The sequence below is a fragment of the Chryseobacterium sp. S0630 genome, assembly GCF_024158915.1.
Lineage (GTDB): Bacteria > Bacteroidota > Bacteroidia > Flavobacteriales > Weeksellaceae > Chryseobacterium.
On the sequence record NZ_JAMZGF010000009.1, the window covers coordinates 47,865 to 74,572 of the forward strand.

General features: G+C 36.4%; 24 protein-coding genes. 9 read left to right on the forward strand and 15 right to left on the reverse strand.

Translation table 11 applies throughout. The features are described from left to right. Nucleotides 1–17: 17 nt before the first annotated feature. The 4 genes from NK356_RS06220 to NK356_RS06235 form a co-directional block, all read right to left on the reverse strand. Complete coding sequence (locus NK356_RS06220; RefSeq protein WP_253316492.1) at nucleotides 18–1,277, reverse strand: lipopolysaccharide assembly protein LapB; 1,260 nt, start codon at nucleotides 1,275–1,277, stop codon at nucleotides 18–20. 5 nt (nucleotides 1,278–1,282) lie between these two features. After that, a complete protein-coding gene (locus NK356_RS06225; RefSeq protein WP_034698617.1) occupies nucleotides 1,283–3,445 on the reverse strand; it encodes a type VI secretion system Vgr family protein in 2,163 nt (720 codons plus the stop codon). 553 nt (nucleotides 3,446–3,998) lie between these two features. Then, a complete protein-coding gene (locus NK356_RS06230) occupies nucleotides 3,999–5,762 on the reverse strand; it encodes a S41 family peptidase (protein ID WP_253316493.1) in 1,764 nt (587 codons plus the stop codon). A gap of 59 nt (nucleotides 5,763–5,821) precedes the next feature. Then, nucleotides 5,822–6,340, reverse strand: a complete 519-nt coding sequence (locus tag NK356_RS06235) for a DinB family protein (RefSeq protein ID WP_034698623.1) — start codon at nucleotides 6,338–6,340, stop codon at nucleotides 5,822–5,824. A 157-nt stretch (nucleotides 6,341–6,497) separates the two neighbouring features. Here NK356_RS06235 and NK356_RS06240 point away from each other — a divergent pair, with 157 nt between their 5' ends. From NK356_RS06240 to NK356_RS06250, 3 genes are all read left to right on the forward strand, one after another. Next, nucleotides 6,498–7,634 carry a tetratricopeptide repeat protein gene (locus tag NK356_RS06240; protein WP_253316494.1) on the forward strand — a complete coding sequence of 379 codons (1,137 nt, stop codon included), beginning with the start codon at nucleotides 6,498–6,500 and terminating at the stop codon, nucleotides 7,632–7,634. Nucleotides 7,635–7,727: 93 nt separating this feature from the next. Beyond that, nucleotides 7,728–8,063, forward strand: a complete 336-nt coding sequence (locus NK356_RS06245; RefSeq protein ID WP_253316495.1) for a nuclear transport factor 2 family protein — start codon at nucleotides 7,728–7,730, stop codon at nucleotides 8,061–8,063. Between the two features lie 64 nt (nucleotides 8,064–8,127). After that, nucleotides 8,128–8,472, forward strand: a complete 345-nt coding sequence (locus NK356_RS06250) for a YciI family protein (protein ID WP_253316496.1) — start codon at nucleotides 8,128–8,130, stop codon at nucleotides 8,470–8,472. A gap of 61 nt (nucleotides 8,473–8,533) precedes the next feature. On the opposite strand, the gene NK356_RS06255 is transcribed toward NK356_RS06250, so the two are convergent. The 8 genes from NK356_RS06255 to NK356_RS06290 form a co-directional block, all read right to left on the reverse strand. Beyond that, the gene (locus NK356_RS06255) at nucleotides 8,534–9,097 is read right to left on the reverse strand and encodes a DUF6624 domain-containing protein (RefSeq protein ID WP_034698631.1); all 564 of its coding nucleotides are present in this window, start codon (nucleotides 9,095–9,097) and stop codon (nucleotides 8,534–8,536) included. A gap of 42 nt (nucleotides 9,098–9,139) precedes the next feature. Next, the gene (locus NK356_RS06260; RefSeq protein ID WP_253316497.1) at nucleotides 9,140–9,691 is read right to left on the reverse strand and encodes an AAA family ATPase; all 552 of its coding nucleotides are present in this window, start codon (nucleotides 9,689–9,691) and stop codon (nucleotides 9,140–9,142) included. 58 nt (nucleotides 9,692–9,749) lie between these two features. Beyond that, a complete protein-coding gene (locus NK356_RS06265; protein ID WP_253316498.1) occupies nucleotides 9,750–10,745 on the reverse strand; it encodes an MsnO8 family LLM class oxidoreductase in 996 nt (331 codons plus the stop codon). A gap of 74 nt (nucleotides 10,746–10,819) precedes the next feature. Beyond that, nucleotides 10,820–10,984 carry a hypothetical protein gene (locus NK356_RS06270; RefSeq protein WP_156106547.1) on the reverse strand — a complete coding sequence of 55 codons (165 nt, stop codon included), beginning with the start codon at nucleotides 10,982–10,984 and terminating at the stop codon, nucleotides 10,820–10,822. A 100-nt stretch (nucleotides 10,985–11,084) separates the two neighbouring features. Further along, a complete protein-coding gene (locus NK356_RS06275; RefSeq protein WP_034698637.1) occupies nucleotides 11,085–11,720 on the reverse strand; it encodes an ATP-binding cassette domain-containing protein in 636 nt (211 codons plus the stop codon). Further along, a complete protein-coding gene (locus NK356_RS06280; protein WP_253316499.1) occupies nucleotides 11,707–12,618 on the reverse strand; it encodes a hypothetical protein in 912 nt (303 codons plus the stop codon). The genes NK356_RS06275 and NK356_RS06280 overlap by 14 nt, the downstream gene beginning before the upstream one ends. Nucleotides 12,619–12,783: 165 nt before the next feature. Beyond that, nucleotides 12,784–14,280: a sodium/proline symporter PutP gene (gene putP / locus NK356_RS06285; protein WP_034698643.1), complete on the reverse strand. Its 1,497-nt coding sequence runs from the start codon at nucleotides 14,278–14,280 to the stop codon at nucleotides 12,784–12,786. 193 nt (nucleotides 14,281–14,473) lie between these two features. Next, nucleotides 14,474–15,769: an Ig-like domain-containing protein gene (locus NK356_RS06290; RefSeq protein ID WP_253316500.1), complete on the reverse strand. Its 1,296-nt coding sequence runs from the start codon at nucleotides 15,767–15,769 to the stop codon at nucleotides 14,474–14,476. A 236-nt stretch (nucleotides 15,770–16,005) separates the two neighbouring features. On the opposite strand from NK356_RS06290, the gene NK356_RS06295 reads away from it, so the two are divergent. The 5 genes from NK356_RS06295 to NK356_RS06315 all read left to right on the forward strand — a co-directional run bounded on the left by NK356_RS06295 (nucleotide 16,006) and on the right by NK356_RS06315 (nucleotide 22,392). Beyond that, nucleotides 16,006–16,890, forward strand: a complete 885-nt coding sequence (locus tag NK356_RS06295; RefSeq protein WP_034698646.1) for a cupin-like domain-containing protein — start codon at nucleotides 16,006–16,008, stop codon at nucleotides 16,888–16,890. Between the two features lie 123 nt (nucleotides 16,891–17,013). Further along, nucleotides 17,014–17,727 carry a hypothetical protein gene (locus NK356_RS06300; RefSeq protein ID WP_034698649.1) on the forward strand — a complete coding sequence of 238 codons (714 nt, stop codon included), beginning with the start codon at nucleotides 17,014–17,016 and terminating at the stop codon, nucleotides 17,725–17,727. A gap of 51 nt (nucleotides 17,728–17,778) precedes the next feature. Next, nucleotides 17,779–18,315: a TetR/AcrR family transcriptional regulator gene (locus NK356_RS06305; RefSeq protein WP_034698653.1), complete on the forward strand. Its 537-nt coding sequence runs from the start codon at nucleotides 17,779–17,781 to the stop codon at nucleotides 18,313–18,315. A 218-nt stretch (nucleotides 18,316–18,533) separates the two neighbouring features. Beyond that, nucleotides 18,534–21,344: a TonB-dependent receptor gene (locus tag NK356_RS06310; protein WP_253316501.1), complete on the forward strand. Its 2,811-nt coding sequence runs from the start codon at nucleotides 18,534–18,536 to the stop codon at nucleotides 21,342–21,344. 7 nt (nucleotides 21,345–21,351) lie between these two features. Beyond that, a complete protein-coding gene (locus NK356_RS06315) occupies nucleotides 21,352–22,392 on the forward strand; it encodes a phytase (RefSeq protein ID WP_253316502.1) in 1,041 nt (346 codons plus the stop codon). 298 nt (nucleotides 22,393–22,690) lie between these two features. On the opposite strand, the gene NK356_RS06320 is transcribed toward NK356_RS06315, so the two are convergent. After that, nucleotides 22,691–24,940, reverse strand: a complete 2,250-nt coding sequence (locus tag NK356_RS06320) for an excinuclease ABC subunit UvrA (RefSeq protein ID WP_253316503.1) — start codon at nucleotides 24,938–24,940, stop codon at nucleotides 22,691–22,693. Between the two features lie 51 nt (nucleotides 24,941–24,991). Between NK356_RS06320 and NK356_RS06325 the strand changes: the two genes are divergently transcribed. Continuing rightward, entirely contained in the window at nucleotides 24,992–25,414 is a 423-nt protein-coding gene (locus tag NK356_RS06325; RefSeq protein ID WP_253316504.1) for a MarR family winged helix-turn-helix transcriptional regulator, read from the forward strand. 8 nt (nucleotides 25,415–25,422) lie between these two features. Here the strand turns inward: NK356_RS06325 and NK356_RS06330 are convergent, their stop codons facing one another. Next, nucleotides 25,423–26,145, reverse strand: a complete 723-nt coding sequence (locus NK356_RS06330) for a sterol desaturase family protein (protein WP_253316505.1) — start codon at nucleotides 26,143–26,145, stop codon at nucleotides 25,423–25,425. Between the two features lie 79 nt (nucleotides 26,146–26,224). Next, on the reverse strand, nucleotides 26,225–26,494 hold the full coding sequence (locus NK356_RS06335) for a hypothetical protein (RefSeq protein WP_253316506.1): 270 nt from the start codon (nucleotides 26,492–26,494) through the stop codon (nucleotides 26,225–26,227). Nucleotides 26,495–26,708: the final 214 nt, after the last annotated feature.

Here is a 26,708-nt window from a genome sequence, read left to right on the forward strand (position 1 = left end):
ATTCTTTTAATTTGAGATTACCCTGCTTTTGGTTTTTCTACACTCACCTTCCAGTCATCACCAAAATAAGTCTTCATTTCATTGTCCAGTATTCTTTTTTTATCAGTGTCGCCTTCATATTTTAGAATAAGCATTGAGGCTACAAACCTCAGACTGCTCAGTTCTCTTGCTGAAGAATCCATTACTTTTGCTATATCCAGACATTTTTCAAAATATCTGATCATTTTATCTTTTGTCAGAACCGTATCATTCAATGTAGCGATGATTCTGTAACACTCAATCGCCATTGCATATTCTCCTATTTTCTGAGCGGTTTCTGCAGCTTTTTCAAATATTTTTTCTGCTTTGGATTTTTTGGAGTTTCCTAACAGATAACTACCATAATTCATATACATCTGAACTGCTAAAGGGCTATCCGGTTCTACTTCTTCTAATATTGTGCGGTAGGTATCTTCTGCCTTTTCTTTCTTCCTGTCTGCGGTATAAGCCTGTGTAAGCATAAAATAAGCAGAAATCTCTCCTTGTTTATTCTTTTGTTCTTTAGCAAGTTTCACTGCTGTTTTCAATGCATGCTCTGCTTCTTTGAATCTTTCTTTGCTTAAATGATTACTTGCGATAAGAATCTGCTGTTGAAAATCCGTATCCGGGCTGTTCTTCTTGCGATTGGTATGAGCTGCCGTATTCTGCATTAACTGATGAATGTCTACTTCCACTCTGAAGCGATGTGCGGAAGAGATATTGGGTAAGGTTCTGTAGGTATGATGTTCTGCCCAAACCAGTTTAATATCTTTATTTTCTGAGTTCTCACAGATCCTGCACCACTCTTTCACCCACAAAGAAAGTTCCTCGGTATCACTGATCCTGAGTGGAGCAATGTAGATGTAAATTTTAGAATCCTGAATATTAGGGAAGTTCTTCTTTAATTCCATTAAAGGATAAAATGCCTTATACGCATCTGTTTTAAAGTTTTCTTCCGGGTTTTTCAGATCCCATTGGGGAATATTCTCTTCGCTTTTTTTCAACATCTCATAGAACTCAGTCCATTCATCCAATAAGGTTTGTCCGAAAGAGTTCATTCCGTTAAATTCCTGATAGTGGAGTAAAAAAACATCATCATTTTCTTCATCTTCAGAAAGCTTCGACTTGATAAATCCGTCAAAAAGATCCGTTTCATGTTTTTCTCCTATACAGATCAGCATAGGTTTTTCTTCATTCTTTGAAACGACTTTCTGCCATTGTCTTTTTAACTTCACCAACTCCAAATCTACTGGATTCATCTGTCTTAATTCAGTTTTACAGTTCCACTTACAATATTTGTTTCACTTCCGCCTCCAACATTGATTTTTCCTCCACTGCTAAGATTGGCTTCAGTATCACCCCTCATAGAAAGTGTATTGGTTCCGATATCGAGCGTATCAGATTTGATTCCGACACCTGAAGTAGGTTCACCGTCTTCAGGTCCTACTCCTACTCCGATACTCGTTGTTCCACCAACACCAATATTGACTCCCTGTACAAATATTTCTTTTCCTTTAATCTGAATATTACCCTCTTTATCCATATAGATCGAACTGCTTCCACAATTCAGCGTAATGGAAATTTTGCTGTCTATCGTTATATTTCCGGCTCCATCCAGAAAAACAGAATTTTGATCTTTATCTTTTACGGTAATTCCACCAGCATCATCCAGACTCATCGTATGTCCGCTTTTACTGCTTAAGCTTTTAATATTATTTCCGGCTCCTCCGCCTCCGCCAACTCCTCCATGGAACATTCCTCCCATCACAAACGGGCGGTCAGGATGTTGATGGGCAAAATTGACCACTACCTGATCTCCTTCTTCAGGAATCGCCATGAAACCACGATTTTTACTCACTTTTTCGCTTCCTCCGCCATCCGGAGTCATTACTCTGATATATTCTGTTGTGGTAGAACCATTTTGCCAGTCGAACTGTACTTTAACTCTACCCTGATTCAAAGGATCTACATTGGAAATTACTTTGGCAAATTGTGCATCTGCTTTTGGGGTATGGAACTCCGGACGAGGGATAAATCCGGTATCAGAAGCTATTGCCTCAAAAGTTCCGGTATAATATCCTCTGGCATCTACCTCATGATACATATCTGTAATCATCAGTTTAGTAAAATAGGTCGTTTCGCTGCTTTCAGCTTTTCTCATTTCAATATCAGCAATACAGCCAGGGTAAAGAAATGGTACCGTGGTAATTCCTGAAATAACAAATACTTCAGCGGCCTTACTTCCTGCAGTTCCTTTTTGAGAATTTTCCACATCCATGAAAGACACAGCTTTTATGGGAGCCACTCTTAACGATGGAGTTGTAAAAGTTTTTTCTGAAATTTCATACGCTCTTTTGGCTATATCTGAAGTATGATTAATTTTTGAATTTCCTGCTGTTAATTTTTCATTTTTACTGCTGTTATAGCCATAAAATGAAGGATTCACGTGCTGAGCTTTCATTTTTATCTTGACATCACTCACACTGCTTCCATACGTAAGCTTCACAGGTTTTTCCTGAGGTGGAAGCTTTCCGAAATGCAATACTTCACCATCGTAATAGAACTGTTCACCGTAGGCTTCTGCAATTCTGGCCAGATAGTTATAATGAGTCTCTTCATATTGTGAGCTGTAAGAAACATTTCCATGGGCTGCATCTACCCTGAAATCAAAACTGTTTTGTCCGAGTCCTTCTTTGATCACCTGATCTGCAATACTGTTGAGACTGATTTCCTGTGCTCCGCCAAAACTTTGAATATGAGGAGCTGCATCCAAAAGAACCGTAGGGCTTGATCCTGTAAGAACAATATTTCCCAGACTTCCTTTTTCCTGGCTGAAACCTACTTCTGTGATCACTCCTACAAAATTTCTTTCCGGGCCGTCTTCAACGTCTTTATATCTGAAAATCACAGTAATTCTCTTTCCAAGAAAGTTTTGTGCTTCTTCAAGATTATGATTTTCTGAGCTTCCTAAGGTATCGTGGGCCAGCATCAAATCAAATTCATGATGTTTTACAGCACTTTGTTTAAGCTGAAAATGCTTGAAATGTTTAATTACCTTTCCGTCAATTACAATTTCAAGTTTTACCACACGATTAATTCCTGCAACCTGATTTCCAGGAATTGTATTGGCATTATAAATTCCTGAAGTTGGCTGTTTGGACCATACTTTATCTTCTACCAGTGTGGGAGGGTTCGGTTGTTTAACCTGATTCATAAACATTTGAGAACCGTTTTGAACCAGACCTGTATACGCCTGAGCCTGAGCCATTTTTTCTGTAGCTTTCTTAACGGTTCCGCTCGATTTTTCCTGTACTTCCTGAGCAGCTTTGCTGACAGCCTGATCTGTCAATGTTTCTTTAATATTCTTTACAGCTGAAATTTTATCTTTGGAAACAGGCATTTTGGGTGAATGATCGTCCTGAAACATAATTGTAATATTTTGATTGATTGAGTGTCCGTTTTTTTAAGTCTGAAATTGATCTGGACAACAAAGTTCAGATACATTTTTCGTTATCCGCACTCCATTGGTAATGGTGAAATCCGGATATTGAGGTCAGAACAGGGTGTTAAAAAGGAAAAATATAAGAGTAAGCTTACTTTATAACCCTGTTGAATTTCAAGATTTCTCTTGATGTTATTCTTGTAATATGTGGGTTTTAATCATTATTAATTTTTTGTAATTGGATTGGTGGTATTACAAAGATAAAACGGTAATCGCTATTCAGAAAATTTTCATCATGTAATCTGAAATTTTGTCGTAGTTCTACGACTTTTTATAAATAATTCTAAAATGAATGATTAAAAAAAAGAAATAAATACCTCTATACCAAATAAATAATTAACAATTTTTAATAATTGAAAAACATTAATTTATCACTTAAAATAGAAATAATCTAAAATATTTTTGCTGATTGAAAATAAAAAAGCAGCTGTACACTTTTAATGTACAGCTGCTTTATAGATATGACTGAGTTTCTTTATTATTTTCTGATTTCTGATATTTTTTTCAGATAAACATCGGTCTGATCCAAAAATTCCTGATCAGTCTGCTGTATTGTAATATGAGGAATAATCCCCTGTCCTTTTTTCTGATCAGGAAGGTTTTGAGCATCCTGAATGACATGAACAATAGAAAATCCCGTCTGAATTCCTGTATTGGGTAGTTCATACACTAAGGGAAGATGTCCATTATGTTCATAATATCCGCCTACAGTTTCTTTTCCAATCACAACCGCATTGGTGTATGATTTAATAAGAGAGGCCAAATGTGAAGCTGCGGAAGCAACCCTCTGGTCTACAAGCAAATAAAGTTGTCCGTTAAAAGTTCTTTCATTAGGCATAATGGAAGAGTTTTTGTCATCTGCCCAATAATATTTTCCCTGAATACTTTTAGGGTAAAGCTGTTTCAAATAGGCATTCAGTCCATGCTTATCCTGTACACCGTTAGAAAGGAAAAGAGGTGTAATAACCAGTTTTTCTTCCAAAGGAACTTCATTGAATTGGGTATACGCATAGTGACTATCCCTGAAAGGTCTTTGCGTAAGATAAGAGAATACTTTTTCATAAAGAGCTCCTGTGCCTCCTGTATTTCCTCTGAGATCAATAATCAGATTCTGTATCTTCTCTTTTTCCAGAGTATCCATCATCTGCTCAAGAAAAGCACTGAATTTTTTATAGGCGGGATCTTCTTTTCCGGTTGCAAAATCAAACCCTCTCAAAGATAACCTATAAATATCTTCCCCTTCTTTGCTAAAACTATATTTTTCAGACAGCAATTTTTTGTCAAAAGCAAGCGAATATCTGGATTCCTGGAGTTTTTTAAAATTTTCCAATGGTATTCCCGGCATAGAAATTTCTTTTACAATTTCATTCCATTTATACTGAATCACATAGTTTTTATGGTTTCCGAATTCCATATAAAATTTATCCAACATTCCTCTTTCAAAACCTGTTGTTTCCTTGTAAGGCATAGAAAATCCGTCAGAAAAATAGTATTGAGAAAACCTGCTGATTATTTCTTTTGCGGAAACCCCGTTGATAGAAAGAATTTCGCTCCCAAGAGGGATGGCATTATCTTTAGAATCCTGAAGAAGACGGCCATCAATATTCTTTAGTGTAATGGGTAAATATTCTGGTTTCTGAGTGAGATAATACGAAGCATGGTTGGGTAGATCTGTATAATTGTGACAGCTTCCTTCAAATGCGGTAAGTTTGGCAATGACTTTATAGAAATCAAAAATATTTTTACTGTTTCTGGCCTCTGCTTCCGCCTGCTGGTAGATGCTGTCTATCTGCTTTTTGTTTCTGTATACATAGAGTCCGGAATTTGCTTTTTCTCTGATAGAGCGGAATGTTCTTAGATCTTCTACAAACTGATCGGAACTGAACTGGCCATTCAGAACCGTTACACTTTTGGACTCTGTAATAGAGACTTTCGCGGTTTTACTTTTTTCAAGATAAGATTTAGCCCATATTTTCACTTCATATTTTTTTCCTTTTTCAGGAGTGAAATACAAGCGTTCAATACTTTTTATTCCTCTCGAATCATCCTGCTCTCTCATTTTTTTTCCATCTGTGAACAAAGCAATTCCCAGATTAGCATCAACTGACTGTACTGAGATCCACGATGATTTACGAGACTGTGGTAAATATTTCAGGGTGTCTCCCGGTTTAAGATCCAAATTGGTCTGTGCATATACATTGTTTAAGAATAACAAAAGAGGGAGTATAAGAGGTCTGGCCATTATTATTTTTTGAATGGGCTAATATACAAATTAACCTCAACCGATTGAACATTCTTCAATTATTCCCTTTGAACATTAACTTTCACACTGATCTCCTGCACTTCCTCTGCAGAAAGTCCATAAATCTGAGGTGTTTTTACATCCAAAAGATTCAGATAGATATATAATTCTGCCCTGTGGTGGATTTCATGTTCTATCATAGCACGAAGCCATTTCCATACGGAAATTTCACTGTTGGCTGGAGTAAGACATTTCCTTGTGAGATCTTCATCTGAAAGACTGCAAATAATTTCCAGAGTCTGTCTGTGCATTTCATTGAAAAACTTAACTGTATTTTCATAACCGTCGGCAAGATCCTTACCACATCCGGGATAAGCACTTCTCCTTCCCATAATGGTTTCTCCATACATATACCGTTCAATGGCAGCAATGTGCCTTATCTGATCGCCAATAGTAAATTTCCCAGGTTTATAAGAAAAATCAATATGTTCAGGAGGAACAACTTCAATAATACGATTGGTTCTTTCTCTTATTTTCCCATAATACTCCAGGAATGAGTGTACAGTTTTTATTTCCATATCTTTTGCTTTTTCTATAAAGTGAATATAAGAAATCTAATAATATTGGGTTTAGGGTTTTATCGTAAATCAGTCATAAGATTAAAAAAATCCCCAATAAGTGAGTCTAAAATTTGGAAGCTCAATAAATAACCAATATTTTAGTTAAAAAATAACCATGATGAAAAGAGGAATTTGCTTGTGTATTATTCTATTAAGTTTTAAAAATCTTACTGCCCAGTCTGCAAAAATTGATACTGAAAAACTTCTTGAATATTATGAAACACAACGTTATGCTGATGCAGCTACTTATCTTCAGAGCATATATCCCGGAGATACACAGGATATAAAAGCCCTTTCACAAATTGCTTACTGTAATATGATGGCTGGAAAACTGCCGGATGCAGAGAAAAGTTATCTGAAAATCAACACCATTCAACCCAACAACCTGCCTACTCTATTCAGCTTAGCAAGTATCAACTCCAGACGTGGAAATGTTTCTAATGCCAAAACCTATCTTCAACAGATTATTCAGCTTGACAGTCTTAATTTCAGTGCTTATAAACAACTTGCTGGTTATGCAGAAACACCTGAATCCAAACTTAATTATCTTAAAAAAGCCAATACCTTGAATGCCACCGATCCTGATGTAGCTTATGATCTTTCCATTACTTACAGCGGTCTCAAGCAATATCAACCCGCTTATGATGTATTGAAAACAGCAATCGCTGCTGATACTGAAAACTTTACTTTACAACAAGCTCTACTGCCGGTTGCCAATCAGCTCACCAAATATCCAGAGGTGATTGAGATTGGTGAAAAGCTTCTGAAAAATCATGCTGATGTCAATGTAATGAACGATATGGGACAAGCTTATTTTTATGTAAAGGATTATCAGAAATGCATTATGCTTTACAAAGCGATGGAAGATATGGGTATACAAAATGAAGGCACATTATATTTTCTGGCACTGAGCTATCGTGAACTGAAAGATTATAACAATGCGGCCATCTATGCACAAAAAACTATTGATGAAGCTATTTCAGACCACACCAACCTTTACTATGCTGCGCTGGCGGGTATTTATGAAGCCCAAAACCAATATAACGAGGCGGTAACAGCCTATAAAAGAGGACTGACTTTTGGTACCAGCAATATTATTTATTACCGTTTGGGACTTCTTTATGATCTCAACCTGAAACAGCCTAAGAATGCAGCGACATACTATCAGATGTATCTTAAAAACAATCCGGATCAGAACAAAGAAAAAGAACAGATTGCCTATGCAAAAGGAAGAATTCCCGTATTAAAATAAATTCAAAAAGAGATAAAAGCATTTTGTGATTATAGTCACAAGGGAATGCTCAGTGAACCTTTAATTTTGTATTCAACAATAAAAACAATCTTTATGAGCAATACCATTCAAAACGTTGCAGAACAGTTTATCCACTATTTAAATGAAGAAAATTTTGACAAGGCTGAAAGCTGTCTCGATCCTGATTTTAAATTTATAGGAGTATTGGGTAAGAGAGAAGGAGCTTCTGTTTATATGAAAGATATGAAGCAGATGAAATTTAAGTATGAAATTCTCAGGACTTTTACTTCCGGTGAAGATGTATGTTTTTGGTATAATATTAACATGGGAGAAAAAACTATTGAATCTTCAGGATGGTATCACGTACAGAATGGAAAAATCAAAACATTAAAAGTTCTGTTTGATCCCAGACCTTTATTGGATAAATAAAAACACCTTAAAAACGTTGTCCCTGTTCATCTATCTTAATCGTCATAAAAAAAAGAATATGATTATGAAAGAATTTGCATTGATCTTCAGACTGAAAGACATTTCTGATTTTAAACCTTCTCCTGAACAGATCCGGGAGCGTATGATCTGGCTTGGAGACATTGCTGCACAAAACAAACTGGTGGATGAAGGAAATACTTTAATACCTACTTCTGGAGCTGCCAAAACCGTAAAACCAGATAATATGGTAACGGATGGCCCTTATACCGAGATTAAAGAATTCATTAGTGGATATATTATTGTACGGGCAGAATCTATTGATGAAGCCGTTGAAATAGCGAAAGGAAACCCAATTTTTAAAATTGGAGGAAATATTGAAGTTCGTGAAGTCTTGAAGACCGGCAAGTAAGGTGGAATTTGGGAGGAATTACAGTTTAAGTTGAAAATTTCTTCATGCATTCAGCATTGCTTTAAATCCATCCTGCTTTTTTTCTCCAAACTGTATATTCAACGTCTTTGCTATCAATTTCCGGAATGTCTTCAGGTTCCGGAATTTTGTTAATATCTGATTCAGGCAGGACCCGCAGATTTACCTTTTCACGCTCTGCATTTAAGTTTTCTTTGTTTTCTACGGGATAAATTGTTCCTTCAGAGGTCAACTGTGTCCCATATTTTTGAGGTTTACTCTGAAAAACCTGAATCCTGTCGTATAAATAGGCTTTATGCAAAAGATTAATATCATTGGAATGCTCTTCCATCATAGCATAACATGTTTTCATAAATTCAGGTTCACCGATGGCATGCTGGATAATCAGCCAGGTTGCATCATTAGCATTCTCGCCCACTTTTGAGATGGTAGGATAACCTATTTCTGCTATAATTTCCCGCAGCCGTTTCGCATTGGCTCTATGAATATTTTCCATTTCAGGATGATAGCTTCCGGATAATTCTCCAGCCAGCAATAGTTTTTCTCTGACGGACAGATCCTGGCCAGCCATTTCGATCAGTTCTTTTTCAAAAGGAAGATTGTTCATATAGTAGTTGATAAATGATGATTGATGAATGAGCGTCTTTCTCTATGTGATTCGATCAAGAATAAAGTGCGCTCTGTTTTCTACTGAAACTTTAGGAACTTCGATAACAGTATAACCATATTCATGATAAATGTCTTTCATACACTCAAAGGTTTCTACCGCTTTTTCAAAGGTTTGTTTTCTTTCAGGATCGTTTTCATAAATCTCTTTCCATGGGGGAAGAATGAAAACATTATGATGATAAACCATTTCTCTTGCTTTTGCTACCATAGATACCGGAATTGAAATGTGTTCAAGTTTCATATAGCCCAACGTATCCAATATCCCACGGTCAAAGAGAACAGGTTTCTTATGGGGCATCTTACTTATTTTCAGGTAGGTTTTTACAGATTCCTTAAACATCAGTTCTGCAAAAAGTTCTTTGTTAAGCCATGGAAGTCCTTCACCACAGGAATCTATCTGTTCTTTAATGATTTTTCTTCCTTCTTCAGGCACAGTTATCAATTCATGTCGGTTTAGTTCATCCAGCAACGTTGTTTTTCCTGCTCCCGGACCTCCTGTAAGGATATATAATGTTGATATATTCTGTTTCATGGATTTGAATTATAGTATAAAAACTCCATAGCACAACAGAAATTTCATACTGTGGAGTTTATCTATTATTTTTAATGATACTTTTATAAGTGTTAATACGATCTTCTTCCCGGTACATATTACATAAGATCAGAAGATCATCTGTATTGTACTTTTGGGAAATTTCAACTAATTTCTGATCAACAGATTGTGGTGTTTCTATAATAATTCTGTTTAAAATAGTAAAGAATTCTTCTTCATCCTTTGTTCCCAAAATTTTCTGTTCCACCGCTTCCGGAGAAAGAACCGCATTGGGACTTGCCAATTGTCTGGATTGCAAAAACTGATAGGCCATTCCATAAGCATTCCGTCTGGCATCTTCAATTTTATCTGCTACGGATACAGCCACAGCAACCTGTAATGAAGGCTGAGGAAAATATTGAGTGCTATCAAATTCTTTGAGATAAGTATCGGTATTTTCCTTTCCATTTTCACTATTCATAAACGCTGCGAATGAATATCCGATCCCATGCCTGGCCGCTTCTTTGGCAGAAGTTATTCCTGAACCCAGCCACATGATTCCTGGGATATGCTGTACATGAGTCGGCTGTGCAATAAGCCCATCATATATCCCTTTTTCGTCTTTTATGAATTGAATGATCTCTTCCAGTTTGGTTTCCATATTGGATAAAATGACTGGTTTATGATTGTTCAGTGCCATTACAGCATCTTTTAATCCTCCCGGAGCTTTTCCCAATCCGAGAATAAAACGTTCAGGATACAAGGTAGACAGCATTTTGGCCCACTCTGCAATTTTATAGGCAGAATAGTTTCTCATCATAATTCCTGCCGTTCCTACTTTGATCCGGTTTGTTTTGCTGAGAACAATGGCTGCTAAAAGTTCAGGGCTGGAGCTTGCATACGCTTCTACACCATGATGTTCAGAATACATAATGCTGTGAAATCCTGTTTCTTCCGCTAATAGAGCAAGATGAAGACTGTTTTTCAATGCAGATGCCGCATGATCTCCCATTATTGCAGGTGACTGATCTAATATCCCCAATTTCAGCTTCATACTATTGAATCAATTTTATGGTGAAGTTATGAAAAAACCTTCCGCTTATCGGAAGGTTTCTTTATAAAAAGTGATTATGCACATAAAAGGGTTCCACAGCCTCCACCGCCGCCGTTTCCATTAAGATAATAACAGATCGGGGTTGGACAACCACATGCCATGCATTCACTGGCTGCAGGCGGGCGACCTCCTGTGATTGATTTTAAATTTTGTCTTGCGATTTTCTTTAGATTTTTCATAATAAATAAGTTATTAGTTTGAAATGGAAAAATAGTAAAAAAATGGCAAAGCACCTTTAGCACAGACTGTTAAATAGTAATAAATTTTGCGATTCTATTTTTAAAATTTAAGAGCATTCAATTGACCAAAATCTTCTTTTCTGTAGATCTTTTCAATTTTCCCATCTTGAAGAAGAGCAATTTTATCACAGGTATGAAAAAGGGTTTCAATAATATGGGAACTTACCACCACCACTTTATTTTCAGATTTCAACTGTCTGATAATATCATAAAGAATATGAACTCCTTCAAAATCTACTCCGTTGAAAGGTTCATCCAGAATATTAATAGGCTTATCCAGCATGAGCATTCCCGTAAGGGCCAGCTTTTTCTTCATTCCGCTGGAATAATACTGTACATATTTTTTTAAAGGAAGATTAAATCTTTCAAGGAAGCCTTTAATTTCTTCTTCTTTTTTTGAGGTGAAATAAGCAAGGTATTCTTCTCCTGTAATGTAGGGATAAAAATAGTTTTCAGTTTCAAGATAGGAAATCATTTCCCGTTTCAGCTGTTCGTTCTTCCATGTGATCTTTCCGGAAAACGGAGTACTTTGGTACAGAGATTCAAACAAGGTGGTCTTTCCAGCTCCGTTTTTTCCAAGCAATCCTAAAATGCAACCTTCTTCTATGGTTAGATTCAGATCGTTTAAAACGTTCTGATTTTTAAAATGAACATGTACGTTTTTAATCTCCAACATAAGTTTTGATATTTTGAGAAGCTTCTTTTATATTTTTTTTCAATATAAATACTGCCGGAATGATGGTCATACTGCATATTGTATATTCAATAAAAACTCCCATATTAAAGTAATTCCCCTTTTCTTTATAATGATAATGTTTGTATTTTCTGGTCAGAATCAGTAAGAAATACAGATTCATAAAGACGAAATAATAAAGGATGTACAACGTTTCAGCAGGATGCAGAACGAGAAATAAACCATATGCAGGCAATAGCAAAATATTAAAAAACAGAGAATTTCTTCTGAGCTTTTCTTTTAAAGTATATTTCCTGAAATACATTTCAAGCATTTCTTTATTTTCATTAAGCTCATAAATATGTGAGACATAATCCAGCGCAAATACTCCCGCAAGAATCAACGTTACAGGATGATAAGCAGAGCCCCAGATCACCAAAAAGCCTAAAATGGCTAGCCAGGTATTTTTTCTCAGAAAACTTTTCCATTCAAATAAATCATCCGGAATATAATTCCATTGTAATGCCAGCCAGGATCTTGTCCTTGGCGTGATAAAAGCCAGCAAGACCAATGCAGGTAATGAAAACAATGCGGTTTTCTCCAGTTTATAATGGATGTTTCCACAAAGTAAAATACTGTAAATAAATGCAGCCTCCAACATAATAACCCATCGCCAGCTGGTGACAAAAACTTTTTTCAAAAAAGGAATGTCTTTTCTTTCATAATGAAACAGCAATGCCAGTATAAAAAACAAAGGTGGATAATAACAGGCTTCAGGCAGCTTCACGACAATCAGCGCTCCAAGTATGATCAGAACAGGAATACTTGCTCTTGGATTCAGGTTTAGCAGCCTGAAACTTTGATGTAGTCTGAATTTTAAATGGTGTAAAAGTTTTTTCAATGGGGACTAAAAGTTCTATTTTCAGAATATTTTCACCTGAAGGTTGCAGATTTTTGATGCTAAAGATAAATATTTTTCATCAGCATACCTGAGATTCATAAAAAACCCCTTGTTTGTGCAAGGGGAAATTCTATTTAATAAAATGTAATATCTAAGTTTTGGGTTTTACTCCTGCATGATCTTTTGAACTTCATTAAATTCACTTTCAATAACAGCATCTGGTTTATATGTTGATAATGAAACAATCACGTTAGTCAACAGAGAAAGCGTAAACCCAGGAATGATTTCGTACCAGTCTTTCAGTGGGTGTTGTAGATAAACCCAAGCTAATACAGTAATTCCTCCTACCATCATCCCGGCAAAACCTCCCTGCCATGTTGCCTTTTTCCATAAAAGAGACAGCAGGATCAGCGGTCCGAATGCAGATCCAAAGCCCGCCCATGCATTACCTACCAGATTAAGAATACTATCCTTAGGATCCAGAGATAAAAGTACCGCAATTACGGCTACAAGTAAAACAGAAAGTCTGCTCGCCATTAATAATTGCTTAGACGTTGCTTTTTTATTCAGAAAGGCTTTGTAAATATCTTCTGTTAAGGAGCTTGAAGTCACCAATAACTGAGAAGAAATCGTACTCATTACCGCTGCAAGAATGGCTGTAAGTAAAAATCCTGCAATAAACGGATGGAATAATATACGGGAGAAATAAATGAAAATAGTTTCTGCTTCTGTCTTTGATCCGTCAAATTTCATCATGGTATTCATATCGAACTTTTGCAGATAAGCGATTCCTACCAATCCTATGGCTAAGGCTCCGGCAACAGTAAAGATCATCCATGTAATCCCTATACGTCTTGCTTTGATCAGATCTTTCGGCTTATCAATGGCCATAAAACGTACCAGAATATGAGGCTGACCGCAATATCCTAATCCCCATGCCAATAAAGATACAATACTTACAGTGGTGGTTCCTCTGAACAGATCCAGATATTTTGGATTTTTTGCTTCAATCAGAGAAAACGTCTCTCCCACGCTTCCGATTTGGGTAATGGCTACAATCGGAACAATCACCAATGCCAATACCATGATGGTGCCTTGCACAAAATCAGTAAGACTAACCGCCAGAAACCCACCTAAAAATGTATACAGCACTACCACCAGACTTGTCAGGAGCAAGCCTACAGTATAATCCATTCCGAAGGCTGATTCGAATAATTTTCCTCCGGATACCATTCCTGCAGAAGTGTACAGGGTAAAAAATACCAGAATGAAAATAGAGGATGTGATTTTCAGAAGCTGATTTTTATTTTTAAACCTGTTTTCGAAAAATACAGGCAGCGTAATGGCATTCTGTGCCACTTCTGTATAAATTCTGAGCCTTGGGGCTACAATAATATAATTGAGATAAGCTCCAATGGTTAAGCCTATTGCAATCCAGGAACTTGAAATTCCGGACAGATACATTGCTCCGGGAACGCCCATCAAAAGCCATCCGCTCATATCGGCTGCTCCTGCAGACAATGCTGTTACGGCAGCTCCCATTTTTCGGCCACCAATTAAAAATTCTTCTGAATTACTTGTTGATTTTCTATAAGAATATATGCCTATACCTATCATTAATAACAGATACAACCCCACAGAAATCCCTTCATATACTTGCATATTATTATTTTTACGAAGCCGAATATAACCTTTTTTTGAAAAAGGCTGAATTTCCTCCCATCCATAGAATCTTATGAAAAGGCTGAAAAAACCATAAAATCAATAAAATTTTAACACACAACTAATAATATAATCAAGGATAAAAGAAATTAATTTTCAAATCCCTCTTGTTAACACTCCGTTCATAAACAAACTATTTATTGCCGGTTTTAAACTTGATAAGAAGTTTCTCATCTCTCAGAAGATAACCTTCTTTAGAAATAAAGCCTTTGTTGGTAAGTACAAACTCATACTCTTTATTCGGTTTAAGATCTACTAATACCAGCAACGTTTTATTATTATTTTCCATCCCTGCTATTTTGGTCATCGGGTTATATTCTTTTCCCTTATCGGATAGGTTGAAGGAATATTTTCCGGGAATCATTTCCTGCGAAAAAGTAATTCTAAGTTCTTTGGTATTGGCACTTACCTCTACGGAACCATTGGCTGGCTCTATTTTCACTACATACGGTAATTGATTTTGATATTCTTTAACAAGCGTACTGGCCTTTTCTTTGAAAAACTTTGATTTGTCCAGAAAGTCTTCAACAGCTTTATTATCACTATAGTTCAGTTCAATAATATCTTTTATAGCCTGTTTTTTATCTTTGGTATTCTGGTAATACATTTTACTGATCACATAGCCTACATAATATCCTAAATCCGCACCCTCTTCTTTTTGTCTTCCATTATAAAACCAGTTGGCAAGATTACCGGTAAACATTTCTTTTTTAAATTGAGCTTTAATTTCAGCTTCATGAGCCATTCCGTAAGAAATATATTTTCTTTGCGGAGATTCATTCATCACAAGTCCGGCAATCAGATCGCATGATCCTTCTTTAATGGCCTGGTTTAAAACCCTATTTTGGTATCCGGTCTGCTGAGTATGTATATATTCGTGAATATTGAGAGAAACGATATTATCCAGAGACTGATTGGCAAACATACCCTTCAGCCATTCATCTTTAAATTCTGAGACATCTGTAGACCCAATTCCCGTAGCAAGTTCAGCGCCTACCAATACCATATTTCCACTCACAGTTCCTCCAGCGTTAAGCCCGCCAATTGTAAAATACATTTCAGCATCTTTAAGTTCAGGATACAATTGCTTCAGCCTGACAACCCCAGCTTCCAACTCTTTGGTCTTGGTTTTTATCGTTAAGGTATTCGGTCTTACCGAATTCCAGAATTCAGGATATTTTTCTATGACTTTTACATACACACTATCATTATAATCTCTGGCATTCATAAAAGCTTTTAAACCTTTTGTTGCTTTATCAGTATATAATCTTTTGATAAGATCCAGCTTTCCGGAATAATCATTTGTTTTTTGAATGCTGTCATAAGCCACCCAAAAGTTATCAATATCTGAAGTGAAAATCCTGGTTGATTTCTGTGAAAAAGCAGTGGCAAATACAAGTGAAAAAATAATTGTAGTAAAACGTTTCATGGTTATTTTTAATACGGCAATTATACATACAATTATTGTATCTCACAACCATCTTTTACCTTGTAAACACTATAGATTTTAAAAGAACAGAAGGTAAAATCATATCGTAATAACTCTAAAAAAAGAACAACCGAAATAGGGGTTTTATTATTTATTTATATTAATTCCAAATAATTTTAATTCTTTCCATTTTATTGTCGCAAATATTTAATACTTTAGCTTAATAATTTGAACGAATGGGAATAATCCTTAAACCAATTGATATTGTAGATGACATTTCACAAGAAGATTTCCGTGAAAAATATCTAAAGCCATGTAAGCCAGTGGTAATCAGAAATATGGCAAGAAAGTGGCCCGCCTATCAAAAATGGACGATGGATTACATGAAGGAAGTAGTAGGCGACGTTGAAGTTCCCCTTTATGACAGTTCCAAAGCAGATCCTGCCGCTCCTATCAATACTCCGACTACGAAGATGCCTTTTAGTGATTATGTGGACCTTATTCAGAGAGAGCCTACAGATCTGAGAATCTTCTTCTTTGACCCTATAAAATTTGCCCCAAAACTGCTGGACGATTATGTTCCGCCAAAGAATCTTATGGGTGGATTTTTAGATAAATATCCAAGTATGTTTTTCGGAGGTAAAGGTTCTGTGACTTTCCTTCATTACGATATCGATATGCCGCATATTTTCCACACTCACTTCAATGGAAGAAAGCATGTTCTTCTATTTGAATACAAGTGGAAAACACGTCTGTATAAGCTTCCTTATGCCACCTATGCACTGGAAGATTATGATATTGCCAATCCTGATTTTGAAAAATTCCCGGCATTGGATGGTATTGAAGGAATTGAGTGTTTCCTTGAACATGGAGATACATTATTCATGCCTACAGGTTGGTGGCACTGGATGAAATATCTGGATGGATCTTTCTCTATTTCACTGCGTGCATGGGATAAAAGCTGGGCTGTAAAAGCACATTCTCTTTGGAATCTTGCTGTTCAGCGTAATTTTGATAATTTCATGAAAGGCCGATACAAAAAAAGGTATATGGACTGGAAAGAAAGAAAAGCTGTAGAAAGAGCTCATATTGCTTTGAAAAAAGGGCTTCCCAAAAAGTAATAAAACTTTTTAAATAATTAATGAGTGGATGATTTAACCTGAATCATCCACTTTTTTATTATCTTTTAAGATGCAATTCAAAAATTAGTTAAATTGCAAAATGTTCCCTTAATATCCGTCTATATGTTTGAAAAGTTGATCGATAGCTTTGAGAAGCTGTGCCTGCAGATTATTATTGAAATATTGTTGGTTCCGGTAACCATCTTCAAATTGTTTCAGGATCCCCGCCGCTGCTATGACCTGTCTGTGCATGAGATGGAAAAAGAAGAAACTGAGCGTTTTCACGACTACCTCTCTCCTATCAAACTTTCTGTTTACACCTCAGTCATTGTCTCCGTACTTTTAATGGATTATGGTGGTGAGCACAATATTATCTCAAAGATCAAAGGACTAAGTATGGTAGAAAAAGCTCTGTTTATATTTTTGATGAATAATATTACTGCAGTAGTATTCAGTGTTGCTTTATTATGGTACAAAAAAGAGAAAGTGAATACAATAACCTTCCGGACATTATTATTTTCTTTCATTTATACAACGGTGTATACCTCCACTCCTTTTTTTATATTAATCAGTTCGGCTATGTTTCTGGGGCAAACATTAAATGTAGATGCTTATATGGACCGTTTGGGTAAAGTGAGTGAATATGGAACCAGAGACTATTTGTTTTTCCTGGTGTTTCTTGTGTTTATCATCATTGGAGCCATTGGTGTTTTCAAGCTGTTCAAAGCGTTGCATTATATTCTGAAAAATAACTTCAGCTATCACCCTTATGTTGTATGGTTTTTCACGGTACTCTTCTTTGTTATTCAGCTCTATTATGCGAGAGGATTTATTTAAAAACCTACCAGTCTGTTCATATTTTATTTAAATTTGTAAAAATTTTACATCATGCCCAAACCTCGCGAAAGAATAGTAAGCACTGCCATGGTTCTCTTCCATAGACAAGGTTACAACAATACGGGCATCAATCAAATCATTGATGAAGCTGATGTATCCAAAGCAAGTTTTTACCAGCATTTTAAATCTAAAGATGATCTTTGTATTGAATTCCTTAATAAAAGGTATGATTACTGGGTGTCTGAGCTTGAAAAATTCACATCGGAAGCAGAAACATTGCAGGAAAAGTTCCAGAAATCCTTTGATTTCCTGATTTACATGAATGAAAGAGAAGATTTCAGAGGATGCAGCTTTCTGAATATTCTGTCGGAAATTCCTGCTGATAAAGAAGAAATTCACAAGGTTATCCGCAATCATAAAAACACATTGAGAGAAAGTTTCAATGAAGATATTCAAAACGATATGATTTCAGCGCACATCTATCTTCTTTTTGAAAGCTCCATACTTACCAGCCAGCTTTACAGATCCAATGAACTGATAGAGAAATCTAAAATAATCGTACAGGATATACTGAGTATTCCCCAATAAACGAAAATTCCAGGTTTGGGCCACTAGAATTATTTACAATTTGTAAGGCGGGCTAAAGCCCACCCCTATTGAATTTCAACAACAAAATCTTTCATCTTTCATCTTTTATCTTTCACCTTCTATATTAACAATTCTTAAGAAAACCTTAATTTTCTCTTCAACTCTTTTTCCAAACGGACGTTTAATTTTGCTCTGATTTTTATCTAAAACTAAGAAAAGTGAAAAAAATTTTTACATCCGTTTTATTTTGTGCCTCTATTTTTTTCTATGCACAAACCGGATCTCTTTCCGGAAACCTCAATGACGATTCTAAAATTGCCCTGCCTGGAGCCAAAATATCTCTAAGCCCGGGAAATATCTATACTACCTCGGATGAACATGGAAACTTTGTATTTCTCAATGTTCCTCCGGGAAGTTATACCATGAAGATTGATTATCTGGGTTATGGAGTACATGAATATAATGTAACAGTAGAGCCAGAAAAAAATACCCGTCAGAATATTATCTTCGACAGGAAAGAAACGTCAATTGCTGCCATTGTGGTATCGGGTTCTACTTTAAAAAATCAGGCGAGAGCTTTAAACAAGCAAAAAAATAACGCCAATATTACCAATGTGATTTCTTCTGATCAGATCGGACGTTTTCCTGATGCCAATATTGGAGATGCACTGAAGCGTGTTCCGGGAATTACCATACAGAATGATCAGGGTGAAGCCAGAAACCTTATCATCAGAGGCCTTGCTCCTAATCTTAATTCGGTTACTTTGAATGGTGACAGAATTCCGTCTGCTGAAGGAGATAACCGTAATGTCCAGATGGACCTGATTCCGTCCGATATGATTTCTACCATTGAAGTTAATAAGACTTTAACTCCGGATATGGATGCCGATGCTATCGGAGGTTCTGTAAACCTTATTACCAGAGCTTCCCCGAACGGACAAAGGATTTCTGCCACCGTTGCCGGAGGATACAACCCCATCCGTGAAAAAGGAAATTATACCGCCGGATTTGTCTATGGAAACAGGTTTTTGGATAAAAAACTAGGCGCTGTATTCAGCTTTTCCTATAATAACAACAATTTTGGTTCAGACAATATAGAACCTGTATGGAGCCAGGCCAATGATCTTGCCCAAACGGTTTATGTAAGCAAAATGGGAGTACGCTATTATAATGAACACCGTATCAGACATAGTTTTGATCTTAATATGGATTATGAATTCAATTCTAAAAACAAGATCTACGCTTCTGCGATGTACAACTTCAGGAATGATAAGGAAACCAGATTTGCTTTAGGATATAAAATAAAACCTGTCTATAATGCTGATGAAACTGAGATTACAGACTGGAAAGGCAGCATCACAAGACAGAATAAAGGAGGTGATGCCGATAACGATAACACCCGCCTGGAAAAGCAGAAAGTTCAGAACTATGCTTTGAGAGGAGAACATTTATTGGGTTCCAAAGTGGATTTGGACTGGTCCGTAAACTATGCTATCGCAAGTGAGGATAAGCCTCATCAGCGTTATATAGAATTTGAAAACAGCAAGATGAATTTTGCTCCAGACCTTAGTAATCCTGAAAAACCAATGTTCAATTTGCTGGCAGCAGATAATTTAGGGAGCTATAAACTGAGTGATCTTTCTGATGCCAATAACTTTACACAAGAGAAAGAGCTTGGTGCCAAAGTGAATGTACGTTTTCCATTTTCCGTGATTGATGGGCAAAAAGGACGTCTTCGTACCGGTTTCCGCATGCGTTTGAAGAAAAAGGAAAGAGAGAATGATTTCTATGCTTTTACTCCGGTCAACAGTATGGGAAGTCTTTTATCAGTACCTACCATACATCTTAATGGCGAAAACTTCCAGCCGGGAAATTATGTTCCGGGAACTTTTGTTGATCCTTCTTTTCTCGGAGGATTAGATTTATTCAATCCAAGTCTGTTTAATGGTAAGCTGAAACCTGAAAAATACCTTTCCAGTAACTACAATGCAAAGGAGCAGATCTATGCAGGTTACATCCGTTGGGATCAGGACTTCAATGATAAACTATCGATGATCGTTGGGGCACGTATTGAAACCACTCAAATTGATTATACCGGAAACTATGTGATGAATGAGAAGGATCTGGTAGGACAAATCAACAATACCAATACGTATACAAACGTACTTCCGAATATCTCCTTTAAATACGTTCCGATGCAGGATCTTGTACTTCGTGCAGCATTTACTACGGCTCTAGCCCGTCCGAATTATTACTCATTGGTTCCTTATTTGAATGTTATTTCAGAAGATGAAATTGTTGCAGCCGGAAATCCGAATCTGAAAGCAACCTATGCCTACAATTTTGATTTCATGGCTGAGAAATATTTCAAGTCTGTAGGGATTCTTTCCGGAGGTATTTTCTATAAAAACCTGAACGATTTCATTTATACCTATTCGAAAAGAAATTATACTGCGAATGACTTTGCCAATGATTTTGCAGGGCAAACCAACCCTATTCCTGCCGGAGAAAGCAACTGGAAATTTACCCAGCAACGTAATGGTGACAATGTAGATATTTATGGATTTGAAGTCGCTTTACAAAGACAGCTTGATTTCATTCCCGGAGCTTTCTGGAAAGGACTTGGGGTTTATGTGAACTATACATACACTAAATCCAAAGCAAAAGGAATTACCAATGAAGATGGAGTGGAAAGAACAGATGTAGGGCTTCCGGGAGCTGCTCCTCACATGTTCAACGGATCGCTTTCATGGGAAAACAAACGTTTCTCAGCCAGAATTTCCATGAACTATGCCTCTCATTATATTGATGAACTTGGTGGCAAGGCATTTGATGACCGTTATTACGACAAACAGTTTTTCCTTGATGCCAATGCTTCTTACAAGATTACAAGTCAGCTGAGAATTTTTGCGGAAGCCAATAATCTGACCAATCAACCGTTAAGGTACTACCAGGGAATCCAGAGCAGAACCGCTCAGGCTGAATATTACAGACCAAGGTTTACCATGGGAGTGAAATTTGATTTTTAAAATACACATGAAAAACATACATTATATATTGGCTCTTTCAGTTCTTCCTTTTGTGATCAACTGTACAGGGCAGAAAGAAGTTATAGAAAGATTAAAACCTACCGTTATTACAGAAACGGTGGTTCATGATACGGATGATCCTGCCATATGGATCAATCCTCAGGATGCTTCCAAAAGTATTATCATCGGAACAGATAAAGATACTGATGGCGGATTGTATGCTTTTGATCTTAACGGGAAAATCATCAATAAAGTGTTAGGGTTGAAACGTCCCAACAATGTTGATCTTGAATATGGTTTTATTTTAAATGGAAAGAAAACTGATATCGCTGCAGTCACTGAAAGAGAAACCAACAAAGTAAAATTATTCTCGCTCCCTGAACTGAAAGAAGTGGGAGAAATTTCAGTATTTGACGGAGAAACTGAACGTGGTCCGATGGGAGTTTCAATGTATAAAAATCCGGAAACCGGAGATATATTTGTGATTGCCGGAAGAAAATCTGGTCCAAGTGAAGGCTACCTTTGGCAATATAAACTTTCTGAGAAAAATGGGTCTGTCACAGGAGAAGTTGTGCGTAAATTCGGGAAATACAGTGGTCTGAAAGAGATTGAAAGCATTGCTGTAGATGACGAAATGGGCTATATCTATTATTCGGATGAGCAGTTTGGAGTTCATAAATATTATGCTGATCCGGAGAAAGGCAATGAAGAGTTATCCGTTTTCGGGAAAGGAGATTTTAAATCTGACGTGGAAGGAATTTCGATCTATCCTACTGCTAAAGGGAAAGGATATATTCTGGTTTCAAATCAGCAGAATGATACCTTCAATGTCTATTTAAGAGAAGACCAATCAAAAGGAAGAATAGCAGAAATTCCGGTTTCTACACTGGAAAGTGATGGATCTGAAGTGACCAATGTTAACTTGGGACCGAAATTTCCAAAAGGAGTTTTTGTTGCCATGAGTAATGGTAGGATATTCCACTTTTACGACTGGAGAATGGTTGAAAAAGCTATACAATCTGCGATGAAAGCAGGTAATAAAAAATAATCTTTAAACCATTAAGGTTGATAAGGTTTTAAGAGTATTAAGTTGATCTGTCATTGATGAGATTGCTTCACCTTTGGTTCGCAATGACAGGCTGCTCATCTTAATACTCTTCATTTTTTCATTCTTCTTAATGGTTTATGATCTTAAAGTTTTTTACGCAAAGGTTATTTTAAATGATCTAATATTTTAAGGGTGCAAAGAAAGAGTTGATTTTCAATCAACTGATGAAGCAAAAGTTTTATTCTTAAGCGTCGTAAGCAGCTCTGCAGCTTTATTTTGAGTTTTTAACACTACTTTTCTATTCCACATGTTTCCTCAGAAACTCCGCGGTATATGATATTTTGTTTTTCAATAGCTCCGGCGGAGTTCCTTCAAACAATACTTCACCGCCAAATTTCCCCGCACCGGGGCCCATATCAATAATCCAGTCTGCCTGCGAAATAATATCAAGATTGTGTTCTATAACAATCAATGTATTCTTCTGATCTACAAGACCGTTAAAAAATGTCAACAACTTCTGGGTATCACTTGGATGCAGCCCGGTACTCGGTTCATCAAGAATAATAATCTGATTAGTGTTTTTCAATTCTCTTGTTAGTTTCAGACGTTGCCTTTCACCTCCGGAAAAGCTATCCAGTCTTTGTCCTAATGTCAGATAATCAAGACCTAATTGTATCAGCAGATCAAAATTTTTGAGAACAAATTCTTCCTTAAAAAAAACAACTGCCTCAGAAACCGTCATATTCATAACTTCTACAATTGTTTTTCCGTTATATGTATATTTCAATACATTTGGCTCAAATCCCGATCCGCCGCAAACCTCACATGGTTGCTCAATATCATCCAAAAAAGCAAGGTCAATTTTTTCTATTCCCAATCCATTACAGTTTTTACAGGCTCCTTCACTATTTCTACTGAACAGTTTGTCTGAAACATGATTAGATTGTGCAAAAAGCTTACGCACAATATCTGATATTCCCAGATAAGTAAGTAAATTGGAACGGGCACTTGCTGCAAATAGGGATTGATCAATAATGGTCACATCAGGATAAAGTTCTGGCAGAATACGATTAATCAGGGTACTTTTGCCAGATCCTGCCACACCTGTTACTACCGTCATTATTCCAGTCGGAATATTTACATTCACATTTTTAAGATTATACCTGTTGGCATTTTTAATTTCCAGATAATCGTCAGGCTTTCTGAATGTTTGCTTTACACTTGGCTTTTCAGCAAAATAAGAGCCTGTTTTACCTGCCGATTTTTTTAAATTTTTAAATGTCCCGTTATACACTACCTCTCCTCCATTTCTTCCTGAACCAGGGCCTATATCAATCACCCGATCTGCCATTTTAATCAGATCCGGATCATGCTCCACGATTAAAACCGAATTTCCTTTATCTCTGATCTGCTGTATAATGGTGATAATATTTTGCAGATCTTTTGGATGAAGGCCGATACTTGGCTCATCAAATATATATAAAAGGTCTATCAGGCTGTTTCCCAGACTACGAACCATTTTTATACGCTGAGATTCTCCTCCGGAAAGCGTATTCGTACTTCTGTCCAGAGTCAGATACTGCAATCCTATCGTAATGATATTCTGTAGCTTTGCGGAAAGTTCTTTGATGACAACTTCATACCTATCGGAATCCAGAGAGTTAATAAATTCCAACAATTCATCTACAGAGAGCGCCATACACTCTGCTATATTCATTCCCTGAATTTTACAGGATAAGATTTTTTCATTCAGACGTTTTCCACTGCATGAAGGACATGTTTTGGTGATAACGACATGTTTCAGGGCATCTTTTCTTGTTATATTTTCTTTTGAATCTTTTTTCAGAAATGCTTTTTCAATCCTTGGAACAATTCCTTCATATTTTACTGTTTTTCCCCATTCTTTATGAGGATGTTTCGGTTTATGTTCCGGTGCATACAACAGAGTTTCCCATTCTTTATCGCTGAAATCCTTTAGTTTTTTATCATTATCGAAATAACCTGACAAAGTATATCTTGTTAAGCGCCATCCTCCGGGTTGAAAAGTTGGAAACCGGACGGCACCTTCGTGTAAAGATTTTTCACGATCAATTAAAACATTCACATTCAAAGTTTGAACAAAACCTAATCCCTCACATTCGGGGCACATTCCCTGAGGATGGTTAAATGAAAATACATTAGAATATCCTACAAAAGGCTCTCCCATTCTCGAAAACAATAACCTCAGAGAAGCAGACACATCCGCTGCTGTTCCCACGGTAGATCTGGCATTTCCTCCTAGCCTTTTTTGATTGATGATGATAGGAACATTAAGATTTTCAATTTTATCTACATCCGGCAAACCATAATGCTGCAGGCGGTTTCTGATAAAACTGTTTTGGGTTTCATTGATCTGTCTCTGTGCTTCGGCCCCGATGGTTTCAAAAACCAGTGATGACTTCCCGGATCCTGATACTCCCGTAAAAACCACAATCTTGTATTTCGGAATTTTTATGGAAATATTTTTGAGATTATTCTGCCGGGCATTGGTAATTTCTATATTTTCCATGATAAAAATATTTAACTTTGTTAATAATTAACTAAGTTAAGTATAATTCTCATGAAACCCATTGAAAAAGAATTCTTTAACACATTTACTGATTTCCAGTGCCTTATTCTGGCTCATATGAACCGGGGTGATATTAACGGAGTAACTGCTGCTCATTATAATATTATTGAATTTATTATGAGGAAAGGGACAGCTACTGGAAGAGAAATATCAATAGCTTTCAACATTAGCCAGGCAGCCATTTCAAAACAACTAAAATTTCTGATCGACCAAAATTTCATTGTCCGGGAACAGGAGAAAACAGATCACCGGAAATTCAATCTTTCAGTAACGGACAAAGGAAGGTTTATTATAGATAATTCGGAAACCTTCCGTAAGGCGATCACCCACCAGACAGCTTCTATACTCACTTCTAAAGAATTGAAAAATTTTAATTACCTGCTGGACAAAGTACTGAATCAGCTAAAATTGTAATATCCCTTCTATTTATATGTCCCAAATAGCCTGTCCCAGATAGAAGTATAAAACCCAAAGTTTTTACTTTCATCCAAATGATGCTGATTATGAAACCTGGTTGTTCCTACAAAGAAACGGTCAAAAGAAGCCGGAAAAAACTCTCTGTTCAGATGCCCTATCGTTCCCCAGATGAGATTAAGCAAAAGATAAACTGAAATGGAAATCACAGAAAAATCATAACCTATAAGTAAAACCAGCATCATCAGTCCAAATCCTATGGTTTCAAAAGGATGCAGAACAAAAAGGCTCAAAAAATTGGTACTGATATGTTCATGATGTTTTCCATGCAAAACTTTGTAGATAAAAGGTAAATGTGCTGAATAATGAAACAAATACATCAGAAGATCCATTAAGAGAAGTAAAACAGCCACTTCCGCTATTATCCCAATTACAGATTCTGTTTGTCCCAGCACTATCCATCCGTTTTTCCATAAGAAAGCTCCCAGAAGCATTACAAAGCTGTTACATGCTATAGTAAGCAGACTAAGATAAAAGTCAGATTGGGTAACAGGATGATTTTTTTCCTGCAACTGACTTTTAGGGCAAGTTTTTTCGATAAAAATATACAACCCTATAGAAAACAGATATAGGAAGATATTAGCGATCAGACTGAATATAATCCATTGTGGCCAGGAAAACTGCCAAAATATTTGTAAATAACCGGAAAGTTCTGTTTGATTAAAATTCATAAGCCCTTCATCCTTCAGCTTGATGTCATAAAGGTATGAATTTCAAAGTAAAATTAATCGATAAAGTATATTCCATACCTTATTTCTGTCTTGCTTTTCTTCTCAACTCCCGCAGTCTTGACGTCAGTTTCTTTCTTAAACTGTTATGATATTCCCGATAGTTTTTAATGCTGTTCTCCAGATTTTTCTTGTTCAGAAGATATTCCTCATACAGATGACCCAGTTCTGAAATCTGAGTAATCACATCTGAAGGCTGGCTTTCAGGGTCTTCTGCAGCTTCTATCAGCAGACGGTAATATTCAATACGGCTGGTCAGGTTCATGTGAAGTTTCGGTTCTATTCCCTGCATGATTTTGTGGTTTTATGGTGTTCCTGAACAGGTAAAAGGGCAAAAAGGTTTTAACCTTTTACTATTCGATATTATTTTTTATTATTAGATAAACCTTTTAATTTTTTCTTGAACCATTAAGATTGTATTAAAGTGTTAAGATTATTAAGATCAAGCTTCGCTTTAACTTAAAATCAGAATTGATCTTAACTATACTTTAATTCTTCAAACTTCT